Genomic DNA, 12,651 nt, shown 5'->3' on the forward strand with positions numbered 1-12,651 from the left:
AAATTCCTGTTCCATGAAGTGGGAGCCCTGAATCCGATTCCGGTTGCAAAAAAAATGAGTACAGAACGTTACAAACCAGGAATTTTAGAACAATGGGGACGCCGAGTTCTCATTTCCTTACGCACAACCGCAAAAAAAGAGGAAACGAAGGGGGAAACCCGTTTTTCCGATGTTTCGAAAAGGCTCCTCTTTTGGGGGAGTTTTTGGTCCTTTTGGATTGGATTTTTTCCTTCCGTTCTTTTTGTGTATCTTTCCGTTTTCCTCCCTTCCTTTTCCTGGGAAACATTTCCAAAGATTTCTTACGAAGGACTGTTTTGGTTTTTAACCTTACTCACCATCGTGACTGTGATTGAGTTTTACCTCTTGTTTCGATTGGGATTTTATCTTTCCTACCAAATGGCAAAAGCGGCGGATATGGAACTGGCAGACGAACCCGAACTCATCACACCGATTCCTGGGATGATGGCACGACTTGTTTTGGAAATCCCAGATCCAAGGATCCGTTTGTATGGGATCGATCCCTATAAACACTTAAACGAAAGGGCTTTATTTTTTCGCACAGTGCTCTATAAAAGTAAGGTATTTCTTTCCAATGTCTTCGCAAAACTGATGTTAAAAGTGATTTTGGGTAGGACAAGTTTGCGGTTTCTCATTGAATACATCTCTGGTCCCATCACCGGGATTTGGGATGCTGTCACCACCTACATCATTCTTTTTGAACTCCGAAAACGAATCATCACACGAAAATTGGCAGATTCCATTTTACTCCAAATCAAATCGAAAACCCGGAATCCAAAACTCATTGAATCGGTGTTACGTTCTGTGGCCCTTTCCATCGTGTATACCAAAACCTTCCATCCGAATTTTGAATACCTACTCTTTGGTTTACTTGGGCTATTGCCAAACCGAGAAAATTTAGGAAACCTAGATGATTGGGAACATTTTGTTTTGTCGTTACAAGGGCTTTCGAAGGAAGAAAAAAAATGGCCGGTATCTGTATTTGCCATTTGTGCTTCGTTTGATGGGAAATTAAATGCAGAAGAATTAAATGCCTTTGTGGGTCTCAGTGAACACTCACCTAATTGGATTTTCGAACAAGTGCGTTTTTTAAGTGCGACCATCCAAAAAGGGAAACTTTCAGAATCTTTCCTTTCGATGGAAAAAATCCTTCCAAAAGAAGGAAAGACCTAAGAGACTCTTGTTTTAGTCTAAAAGAAACATAGGAGAAAATATGGCTCAAGTAACACTCAAAGGAAATCCCGTACCTCTCGAAGGATCCATCCCAAAACCAGGAGACAAAGCTCCCGATTTTAAAGTCGCCAAACAAGATTTAAGTGATATTTCTTTAAAAGATTTAGCAGGAAAGGTAAAAATCCTCGTGGCAGTACCGAGTCTTGACACTCCAGTTTGTGCCATCGAAACTAAAAAATTCAATGAAAAAGTCGCAAAAGAAAATGGAATCACAACTCTCATTATTTCTGGTGACCTTCCTTTTGCCATGAAACGTTTTTGTTCCACAGAAGGCATTGATTCAGACAACTTGATTACAGGTTCCCAGTTTAAGGATTTTTCTTTTTCCAAAAACTACGGAACCCATATCTCGGGTGGTCCACTTGCTGGTCTTTCTGCAAGGGCCGTTTTCGTTGTGGATAAGGACGATGTCGTTCGGTATACGGAACTTGTTCCTGAAATCGGTAGTGAACCAAATTACGACACCGTTCTTGCGGAAGCTAAGAAACTGGTTTAGTTAACGAATGGATTTGGCAGGGGAGTTTCCACTTTTCTGCCAATCCTTTGATTGTCGTAACCAAATCCTCATCAAAACTAAAAAACACCACCTTCCATTCCTCACCAGCATTCAAAATACATTGTAAGGTATATTCCAAAGCGGCATTCCGCCGAATATTGTCCATATGACGAAATGGTTCGTCTAACAATAAATAGGGGAGATTGTATTGAGTTCCAATCCGGAATGCATATTCCAAACGTAATACATAGGAAATTTGTTCGCGAGTTCCCGTGGACAATTGGCCAAAACCCATCTTAGCTTCGTTTGCCTCCGTTACCACTTGGATCTCATCTGAAAATCCATCCCATTTGATTTGCCTTGTGGGAAGAGATCCTTTGATGGCATCCATTCTATGTTGTAAGGAACGAACAAGAGAAGACATTTTATCAGTACTCTCCGCTTCCATTTCCGAAAAGATTTCAATGAGCACTTCAAAGGCTTGGTAATTTTTTTCAAGTTCTGCTTTTTTCTTTTCCTTGGTCTCAAGATTTTTTTTAGAACTTTCCCATTCTTTCTGTGCGGGAAGCATTTGGGATTCCAAAACTGCTTTCCCAGTTTCTAATTTTTTTTCTAAGTCAACGATCCTTTGTTCTAAATTACGAATGGTTTCGGATCGTTCTTGGATGAGATTCTCTAACTTTTGTTTGTTTGTACGATCTTCGAGTTCAAACCCTTTCCCAATTCCTTTTTTCTCCCAATCTGCGATTTTATCTTTGAGTTTGAGTTTGAGGGCTTCGATGTCAGTGGTTCCCCATTTTTTTCCTTCTAAACGAAGGTTGTCTTCTAGGGTTTTGATTTTGTCCTGTTTGAGTCGTCCTTCCACCAAACGTTCGCTCAGTTCCGACAAAGACTTCACTCCCAAGGATTGGTAGAGTTTGGAAAGAGAAGTTTCCAATTCCTCTAATTCCAGTTTTTCTTTTTTGGATTGGATTTGTAAGGTTTCCAATTCAGATTCGAGTTTTGTGATTTGTTCCTGAAGGGTTTGAAGTTCTAACTTTTGTTTTGTGTATTCCCTTTCAAACCTTTGGAAGGTCATTTGAAGAGAATCTAAATGCAAAGAATCTGGTTTCCAAACACCCAGAGTTTTTGTTTCCATCTCACTGGCAATTCGCCTCACCATTTCATTCCATTTGGCTTCGTCTTTTTCCAACCGGGTATCTTTCATTTTTGTTCCAAAGAACAAGGTAAGTCCTATAAAAAGGATGAGTGGTAAATACATCCAAACACCAAAGTCTGTAAATAAAACAGCAATCAGAGAAATGAGGACTCCCACAAAGGAACCAAACGCCAAATTTCTGTTTGTTGGATTCCAAATGACAACGGAGATCACGGGAAAATCTTCTTGGAATTTACGAACCGTTTCCTTCCAAGTTTCAAACGATGAAAAAAAGGAATCGAGAGTTTGGAATTTAGTTTCAGATTCTGATTTTAAGTTTTTTGAGGATCCTTTTTTGAAATCCAAAGATTCCATTTGTTCTTTTTGTGTGGATATTTTTTGTTTTTTGGAGCGAATGGATTCTTCTAATTCTTTTGCTTTTTTTTCTGCATCGGCTTGTATTTCCGCCACCTCTCCTTTGTTTGTGGAAGAAAACATTTCCCATTGTAGAATTTGTTGGTACACACGGTCTGCTTCTGCGTGGAGTTCTTTTTCTTTTAACTCTTCGAATTGTTTTTGCAGATTCTTACGTTCGATTGTCAGTGTTTCTACTTCGTCTTTTTTGGATTGGCGTTCCAATTCCCAGGTAGGTAGTTCGGCAAATTGATTTGCGATTTGGTTTAGACTTCGCTCACTCAGATCAAACTTTTGTTTGGCGGAATCCAATTCAGACAGAGCGGTATTCCAATCTTTTACGACTTTACGATTCCCTGTTTTCGAAACTTGGATTTCGGCTTGTTCTTTTAAGTGAGTTGGGTTATAACCACTATCAAAAATGGATTGTTCGATGACTTGGATGAGTTCCTTTTCCGAACCCACATCCATATTCCCTTCTCGGATCACAAGGGAGTTTAAGTATAAATTTTGAGAGAGTGATTGTTTGGATACACCCAAATCGGATTTACGATTGGCTTGGTATCTGGCATTGAGGATGGTTCCATACTTTGTACTTCCCACTACTTTGACAAGGGCTGATACAAACGCATCTAAGATGGTTGTTTTTCCAGATTCGTTGGGGCCAGTGAACACTGTGATCCGATCGATGGGAAATTCTTTTGAGGAAAAGATTCCAAAGTTTTCTAATTTCAGATTCATTTTACTTTTCCTCCATCTAAAATAAAACGAATGCCTGTAACACGAGTGTGTCTCCACAAACTCGGATCCATTTGGTTTTTTCGTTCGTTCATTTTATCTAAAAATTGTTTGATGAATTCGTTTTCCGAGATGTGTTGGATGACAACAATTTGTGATTCATCGGGATCAAATTCACAAATTCGGAATTTTGGTTTCCATTCCCTTTCGATGGTGTCTTGGAATTTTTGTTTTCCGTCCATCGAATCCACGTATCCAACAAACCGAAAACAGATCCAATCATTGGGATTTGTATTTTGTAAGTATTCTTCTGGACTAAACTCTGGATTTCCATCTGTATCTAAACTAACAATGATTTCACGGTATTCTCCAGCAGATAACCAAGGGATAAATTCTGTTCGAAGTTTTCCATTTTCCACTTCTAAAAGAATCCCACCTCGTGGGCCCACTTCTCCTTTTCTCCAAACACGGGATGATCCCGCATATCCGACGTTACATTTCCCAACACTGCCAAAACGATGCCGATGTAAGTGACCAATCGCCAAATAATCCAAATCTAGGGATTGTAGTAAATTGGGGTCTAAGTAGGATCCACCTTCTTCCTCTTCTTCTTGTAAGCCTGTGAAACTCATCCCAGACACTGTTCCATGGGCAAGGCCTATCCGTATTTTTGTTTGTTTTGAGGGTGGAGGGTTTAATAAAATTTCAGAATAGTTTTCTTGGTGGGGGATCGCTACAAATTCAATTCCATTTTCTTCGAATAATGTGTAAGGAAGTTCGTCGAGTAGAATTACTTTTTTCGACCAATCATAGGCGCGGTAGGTGTTTTGATTTCCCTTTTTTTCTAAGACCTCGTGGTTTCCTGGTAAAAAATACACAAGTCCAGAATAGGAAGAAACAAGTTTTAAAAAGGACGAACGTAAAGCTTCTAAATCAGGGAAGGTATTGAAAACATCCCCACAAAATAGAATCCGTTCGCAAGATTTGGATTCTGCAGTTTCTACTATTTCTCTGAGAACGGAAAGAGAATAGGATTCTTCTTCTTTGGAGGATGCGGAAAGATGGAGGTCTGATACTTGTAAGAACTTCATATATGTTGGTTTCAGGGAGAGTATACCTCCCCCCTAGGACAAAGTAGCGAAGTTCGATAAAAAAAGCAAGACTCGGTTAAATGACTCTGTCTTTTTTAAATCCCGAAATGCTGTCTTTGGAAAAGCCCAATTGGGTGAGAATTTCCTCGGTGTGTTCCCCATGTTCTGGTGGATCATTCCTGTACACAAAAGGAGTTTCCGAAAAATGAAACGGAGAACCATATTGTAAGATGGGTCCATACTTTGGATGATTCCGTTCAATGACCATCCCTCTTTCTCTCATATGTGGGTCTTCTGAAACTTCTTTCATATTCAAAATCGGAGAAAGACAAGCATCCGTATGGTCAAAAATGGGTTGTAAGTCTGCATATGTTTTCGATTTGAAATATTCAGCTAACTTTTGCTTGATGATAGGAATATTTTCTTCTGTCATTGGATGGTCTTTGGTTAACGTTTCCATTCCTGCGACCCGTAAAAAAGATTGGAAAAACATATCTTCCAAAGCACCAAGTGCCACATAACGACCTTCTTTTGTTTCATACACATTATAATTTGGTAATTTACCAGAAAGGATATCGTTTCCAGCTTCTGGAGAAACACCAGAGGCAGATAAAATCCCACCATACAAAGAGAGGAATTGTACAGAAGCATCGGTCATGGAGATATCTATCTTTTGGCCTTTGCCCGTTTTTTCGCGGTAGTAGAGAGCGGCAAGAATCGCAGAAAGTGCGGTGAGTGTTCCCCCACCCACATCGGCCATTTGAAAACCTGCTGGCCTTGGAGGATTTCCTGTTTGGTCAAGGACACCGGAGATCGCTAAGTAATTAAGATCATGCCCCGCAAAGTCTACGTACTTCCCACTTGTGCCGTAACCAGAAATACCACAGTAGATCAGGCGTGGGAATTTTTCTTTTAAGACATCATAACCAATTCCCATTTTATCCATACCATCTGGTCGAAAACCCTCTAGTAGAATATCAGCATCTTCTAATAGTTTAAATAAGATCTCTTTTGCTTGATCTCGTTTTAGATTGAGAGTGATCGCTTTTTTGTTCCGATTGAGCATCATAAAAAGTGCGGGGTATCCCGTTTTCCCTTTGAACATGGCACGTGATCCATCATAGGCCCGTGGGTTTTCAATTTTGATCACTTCTGCACCCATATCGGCAAGGTGTTGGGAACAAAGGGGACCTGGAAGGAGTAAGGACAAATCGACTACTTTCACACCTGAGAGTGGTCCTTTCGCATTGGGGTTTGTATTTTGGTTCATCTCGTTTTATTGCATTTCCTGGAATTTTTTTTCTGATTTTGGGCTTTTTTCTCGTAAAATAGAAAGGGAGAACCCTAAATGGGATTCATTAGAGGACAATTCAAAATCAAATTTCTACCTAGATTCTCTTTTGTCCTTTTTTTCCTCACCACTTTTCTTTTCTCCTGCCAATCGGTAACTCCTGTTAATCTAACGCGTTTGTTCGGCTCGTTTTTTGTTTCCGCGGCCAGCCAAGGTTCTGTGATTTACGAAGCTCCCAATTTTTTATTCACGAGTGAAAATGGAAGACAAGCAGAATTCATACTTCGTTTGAACATTGAACCAAACAGTTCAGTGAGAATAGGCCCCATCACGATCTCAGATCCAACAGAAGGGGTCTTATTGTCGGATACCTTTCTCGATTTTACAGCAGATGATTGGAACTTGCCGCATACAGTTCGTTTGGCGGGAGTAGATGACCTTCTTTTTGATGGAAACCAAAACTACCGAGTACAATTAGGAACCATTTTAACCTCAGACATTCGTTTTTCTGCTCAAGCCTTACCCGTTTTGGCCGTGGTCAATACGGACAATGAATCTTCTGGTGTCGCCGCAAGTCCTGTGTTTGGACTTCTCACATCCGAAACAGGGGAAACCGGTCAAATTTTCTATGTTTTACAAACAAGACCTATGCAAGATGTGTACATTCGCAATTTCATTTCGAACGACACAACTGAAGCAACTGTAGAATCGGTTGAACTTGTCTTTACACCTAACAACTGGGATGTGCCTCAATCCGTAACTGTGACGGGTGTTGACGACTTTAGTGTGGATGATAGTACCTTTCAAATCTCAGCCGACCCTACGATTTCCTTTGACCCAGCATACATGGGTAAATCTATCCCCATCATTACGGGAACGAATGTGGATGATGATGTTGCTGGATTTACTGTTGTGAATTTATCAGGACTGACTACGACAGAAGCAGGTGGTGCTGTTTCCTTTGGTGTTGTCTTAAATACACTTCCCACTCATGACGTGACAATTCCATCCATCGTTGCCACACCCGGAACAGAAGCTACGGCAAGTCCGAGTTCCATCACCTTCGCTCCATCCGAATGGTTCACTCCCAAAATCATCACAGTCACGGGGGTAGATGAGTACATCGTGGATGGGTCAAGGACAGTCTCCATTGTTTCCAGTGCGGCCACTTCCACCGACACAGATTACAATGGTTTGGCGGGACCCGTATTTCCTTCGGTAACAAACACCGACGATGATGTTCCAGGATTTGTTCTCACGTCCCCAGGTAGTTTGACCATTTCTGAAAACGGAGGGATCTTAAATTTTACCATCCGACTTACTTCCCAACCACCTCCTGGTTTCACTGTCACACTAACAGGAATTAACGAAAACAATACCATCACCAATGTGAATCCAAATAATTTGGTATTTACAAATGCCAATTGGAACATCGACCAAACCGTCCAAATCACAACCAATAATAATGACATCGACGAAGACACAAGGACTGTGGCTTTACAATTTGGATCTGTGGATACAGGTGGAACAGCAGATCCTGTATACAACGCCATCGCTCCTCCATCGCAAGTGAGTATTTCTGTCACCGATGATGATACTGCGGGAATCACAGTGACTCCCGTTGGTGGACTTGTGGTACATGAAAATGGCACACCTGCTACGGAAACCTTTACCGTGGTTTTGAATTCACAACCGACACAAACAGTCAATATTTCTTCCATCACATCCAGTAATCCTTCCGAAATCACTGTCTCACCATCATCCCTATCCTTTACCACTGCCAATTGGAATACACCACAAACTGTCACCATTACTTCTGTGTTAGATGGTGTGGATGATGGAGACCAAAATGTGAATATCAACTTGAGTAACTCAAGTTCAGCCGATCCCAAATACAATTCGATTGCCATCCCTGCCGTGACAGCCATCAATACAGATAGTAATGAACCCCTTGTCCGAATCCAAAACCTTTCGGCATCTTCGATTGTGGAAAATGGAACATCCACCATCACATTTGAAATTCGTTTGTCTCTAAAACCAAATTCGAATGTGACCATTGGACCCATAACCTCATCTGATGGAACAGAAGCAGTTTTGCTGAATAGCACATCGGGTATTGCGGCATCACGAACACTCACTTTTACACCCACCAATGCACAAGGTGCCACCTATTCAGGTACAACGAGTGAAAGCGGATGGGATGTGCCTCAAACCATTACCATTCGTTCTGTTGCCGATTCTTTTGATGATGGGGATCTACCTGTTACCATCCATATCCCACAAGCCAACGGTTCTTATTTTACAGGACTTTATCCTACAGGTGGGGTCCCAGGTTATACAGATACAAACGGAAATTTGGTGGTCACCATCACTGACAATGATACAAAAGGATTTACCATTTCCACAACCACACTCAATCTCACCGAAGGGGATGCAGACGGAACATTTACGGTTCGACTCAATGCAGCTCCTTGTGATACACCAAGTAATTTGGCAAACTGTGCCAGTGGTTCTGTGACCATTCCGATTACAGCCGAAACCTTTTCCTTACCTGATTCCACCCAGTATACAGTTTCACCTGCAAGTTTTACCTTTACCCATACCAATTATGCTTCACCCCAAACCGTCACAGTTTCCATTGTGAATGATGCCATCAATGAATCCAACACTAGGGCCCATACACTGACGTTAGGTGCAATTTCCGGATCAGGAACTGATTATGAAGGGATGAATCCCAGTGATGTTACCATCAATATCACAGACAATGATAACCCTTCCCCAAAAATTCTTTTTACCTTAGATACAGGCCAACCATACTTCACAACGGAATCGGGATTTTCTACCTTTTATAGTTTGCGACTTGGTAGCAGGCCTATTCCAGGAAATTCTGTCTCAGTCACCTTAACTACTTCTGATAACACAGAAGGAATGATTAACGACGGAGGAACACCCGTTAGCTCCAAACAATATGTATTCACTGATGCCAATTGGAGTACTTCCGTTCCTGTTGAAATCATTGGCATCTCGGATGCCGTCAGTGATGGAAATGTAAATTATTCGATCACTGTTTCAGGAACCGAAACAGGATCCTTTCCTTCCTGGTATGATAGTTTTTTGGCTAGCACGGGAACTTCGGCAAACCTTGTGAATTATAGTGTTTCGGAAAATCCAGTGACTGTCATCACACCGCAAACAATGGTGCGTGCGGAAAATGCAGGCTCCTTTTCCATCTATATCTTACTCAGCCAAACACCAACAGATGATGTGACCATTCCCATATCAGTTTCTTCTAGTTTTCCTTGTACGTTATTTACGGGACCAACGGTTTCTCAATTTTCCCTCTCCACAAATACAGTGACCATCACAAGTGCCAATTGGAATGCCATTGGTGTCCATAATACAATCACGGTGACACCGTTTGATGATTCTGTGGATGATGGAAATGTCTCTTGTCCTATCATTATCGGTGTTCTTTCCTCAAGTGATGGATTTTATAATAACGTGAATCCTTATCCAGCGGCAAACTACCCCGAACTTACGTTAAACGACAATGACTCAGCAGGAATCACCACTTCTGGATTTACACCAACATCAGTCATCACATCCCAATCAGGGGCAAGTTCTGAATTTTATATCCATCTGAACTCACAACCCACAGCGGATGTCACCATCAATTTTGCAACAACCCCAGGTGGACTTGTCCAATTTCCGACGGCACCACTTACCTTCACTCCTTCCAATTTTGGAACAGGACAACTTGTCACAATCCTTGGGCAGGACACGGCAGATGTTTTGGATGTAAATTATAACATCACTCCCCAAATCACATCCAGTGAATCAGGAACAGGATTTTCGCCTTCGATGATTTATAGTGCCCTTACCCCTTCTTCGATTCCTGGTGTGCATCTCTATCATATTTACGACATCATCCCTTGCACAGATCCTAATCCTATGGCGGCTTGCGGAACATCTCCGAATGCCCAAGGAGGACTTGTCACTTCACCTAACTTAATCACGACGGAATCTGGTGGGCAATCCCGGTTCCAAGTGCGCATGCGAGCAAGACCCTCTTCCAATGCCACCATTGGTGTATCGAGTTCGAATGTTGCCGAAGGAACAACCTCTCTTTCGAGTTTGACTTTTACTTCAAGTGATTGGAATACCTTTCAAAACTTTGTGATCACCGGTGCTAATGATGGTTTGGTGGATGGGAATGTAATCTATTCGATTTTATTTGGATCGTTCACAGGAGGTGGATCCGGATTCAATGGAGAAACTTTGCCAAGTCTATCTGTCACAAACCAGGACAATGATTAAAAGATTTTACTAACTGTTGTTACCGACATCGACCACAAAGATTGATAAAGTAGGGTAACGTTAACCCGATATCTAGTGAATCATCAAGATCCATTCTTTTGTGGTCATTGGATCAATTATTGCACATACCCTTGTTTTTTTAGAATGTCCAATGCATCAGTCCCTAATTCTTGTTTTGTTTCGTAAGATTTTTTCTGCCCACCTTCCTTCCAAAAATGGACCTTGGTTTCGGGATGAATGATTGGACGAATGGATTGCGATTCATATAACAAATCACAGTCTTTTGTACAAGCGGCCATACTTACACCAAAGTATCCAATATGAATTTCCGATTTCGGAACTTGTTTTTTTCCAAACCATACTTGAAACTCAGGAAAACTCACATCGGGATACACTTCAAAACTGATTTGGAAGGGTTGTGTATCCTTAGTTTGAATGTTTACGACCCTTCCCTTTTCTTCCACCGTAACCGAACTTGGAAATTTTGCCAATCGAAGGATCCCACTTTGCACTTTGATTTGTATTTCTGTATTTCCTTCAGAATGACTTGGCCGAATCCAAAGGTGGTACAATGGAAGTTTTGGTTCCATCGCACGAATTTGTTTCCAAAACCTTTGGATTCTTTTTTCCAATCTTTCCTCTAACTTGAGTTCGGCGATATTTGCCATTTGGTTGATACGAATGGGATTAATTTGATTGGGGTCATTTGTTGTATCAAAGTAGAGATAAAACTCATTTCCCACAGATCCTTGCCAAAACTTTCCCAATTCATGAAAACGGTAAGACCTTTGTAATAAAAATTCTTTTCCTTCCCCATACCCTTGGGTAAACCGAGTTTCGCCATAGTACGTTCGTTTGGTGGTTTCTGTCCCTTCGATGATCGGACGAAGTGACAAACCATGGATGGATTTGGGAATGGGAAGTCCCACATAATCAAGGACGGTTGGGTATAAATCAATAGACCTTGTCATCGAATTCACCGTTTTTTGTTTTTGGGATAAGGGAAGTTTGACAAGAAGTGGCACATGGATATTTTCCAAAAATAAATCTTGTCCATGCCCATAGTAAGTATTGGTTCCTGTAAAAGGCGAGATCGCATGAGAGGCATGCATCACTTCTCCATGATCAGCTGTGATGAGGATGAGTGAGTTGTCCCATAGGTTTTTGGTTTTGAGTTCGGCAAACACCTTCCCCAACTCTTCATCCACAAAAGCCACTTCCCCCAAATAGTTAAATTTCCGTTCGTCTAAAATCTCATTTGTTTTAATACGACTCGTGAACCCAGGTGGAGGTGTATACGGTTTATGTGGGTCATTATAATTTAAAAACAAAAAGAAAGGACTTTTTTTGGAAGAAATCTCTTCTAAAACTTCCAATGTTTTTTTTGTAATTTTTTTGGTATCTTCACTGTAATTGGAAAAATCATACAAGGAATCAAACCCAACATCCACACCTAACCCATATTTATCGGTCAAAAATGGATTATTCCCCACCATCACCGTTTGGTACAAAGATTCTTTCAAAACCTTGGGCAATGGTTTTTTTTCAGAACGATAAAAGGCATCCACTTCCGATTTTGTCGTAGGATAATCCCAAAAATTCACAGGGTTGGCAGATGCATATTTTCCTGTAAAAAATACGAGAGTGGATGGCCGAGTCCATGCTGCATTCACAAGATGAGATTCAAATTGAATCCCTTCTTTTGCAAACAAATCTAAGTTAGGTGTCACATTATATTGCCCAATGATATCACCCCGAAGGCTATCAATCACAATCCAAATGACATTTGGTTTTCTTTGTGAGGGGATTTGGTTTCCATCTCTTCCGAGAGACTCCCCCAACTCCGAAACGGCAGTTTCTTTTTTACAATCTGAAAAAAAAGAAACCAGGAATAAAAAACTGAAGATTTGTAAAA

At 41.0% G+C, this 12,651-nt stretch carries 7 protein-coding genes; 3 read left to right on the forward strand and 4 right to left on the reverse strand.

The window, feature by feature from the left end; genetic code table 11:
- Window positions 1-54: 54 nt before the first annotated feature.
- Window positions 55-1,191, forward strand: coding sequence for an LBF_2804 family protein (locus EHQ59_RS10570; protein WP_135619625.1), 1,137 nt, complete (start codon window positions 55-57; stop codon window positions 1,189-1,191).
- Window positions 1,192-1,231: 40 nt separating this feature from the next.
- Entirely contained in the window at window positions 1,232-1,747 is a 516-nt protein-coding gene (gene tpx / locus EHQ59_RS10575; protein WP_100717619.1) for a thiol peroxidase, read from the forward strand.
- Here tpx and EHQ59_RS10580 read toward each other — a convergent pair.
- The 3 genes from EHQ59_RS10580 to EHQ59_RS10590 all read right to left on the reverse strand — a co-directional run bounded on the left by EHQ59_RS10580 (window position 1,731) and on the right by EHQ59_RS10590 (window position 6,398).
- The gene (locus EHQ59_RS10580) at window positions 1,731-4,040 is read right to left on the reverse strand and encodes an ATP-binding protein (RefSeq protein ID WP_135619626.1); all 2,310 of its coding nucleotides are present in this window, start codon (window positions 4,038-4,040) and stop codon (window positions 1,731-1,733) included. The two genes, tpx and EHQ59_RS10580, sit on opposite strands and share 17 nt — an antisense overlap.
- Window positions 4,037-5,128, reverse strand: a complete 1,092-nt coding sequence (locus EHQ59_RS10585) for a metallophosphoesterase family protein (protein ID WP_135619627.1) — start codon at window positions 5,126-5,128, stop codon at window positions 4,037-4,039. Before EHQ59_RS10585 ends, EHQ59_RS10580 begins: the two co-directional genes overlap by 4 nt.
- A 76-nt stretch (window positions 5,129-5,204) precedes the next feature.
- Window positions 5,205-6,398, reverse strand: coding sequence for a CaiB/BaiF CoA transferase family protein (locus EHQ59_RS10590; RefSeq protein ID WP_135619628.1), 1,194 nt, complete (start codon window positions 6,396-6,398; stop codon window positions 5,205-5,207).
- A gap of 78 nt (window positions 6,399-6,476) precedes the next feature.
- On the opposite strand from EHQ59_RS10590, the gene EHQ59_RS10595 reads away from it, so the two are divergent.
- Window positions 6,477-10,736, forward strand: coding sequence for a beta strand repeat-containing protein (locus tag EHQ59_RS10595; protein WP_135619629.1), 4,260 nt, complete (start codon window positions 6,477-6,479; stop codon window positions 10,734-10,736).
- A gap of 116 nt (window positions 10,737-10,852) precedes the next feature.
- On the opposite strand, the gene EHQ59_RS10600 is transcribed toward EHQ59_RS10595, so the two are convergent.
- Window positions 10,853-12,643 carry a sulfatase gene (locus tag EHQ59_RS10600; protein ID WP_135620006.1) on the reverse strand — a complete coding sequence of 597 codons (1,791 nt, stop codon included), beginning with the start codon at window positions 12,641-12,643 and terminating at the stop codon, window positions 10,853-10,855.
- Window positions 12,644-12,651 lie beyond the last annotated feature (8 nt).

The sequence above is a fragment of the Leptospira kemamanensis genome (assembly GCF_004769665.1).
In the GTDB taxonomy this organism is placed as follows: Bacteria; Spirochaetota; Leptospiria; order Leptospirales; family Leptospiraceae; genus Leptospira_A; species Leptospira_A kemamanensis.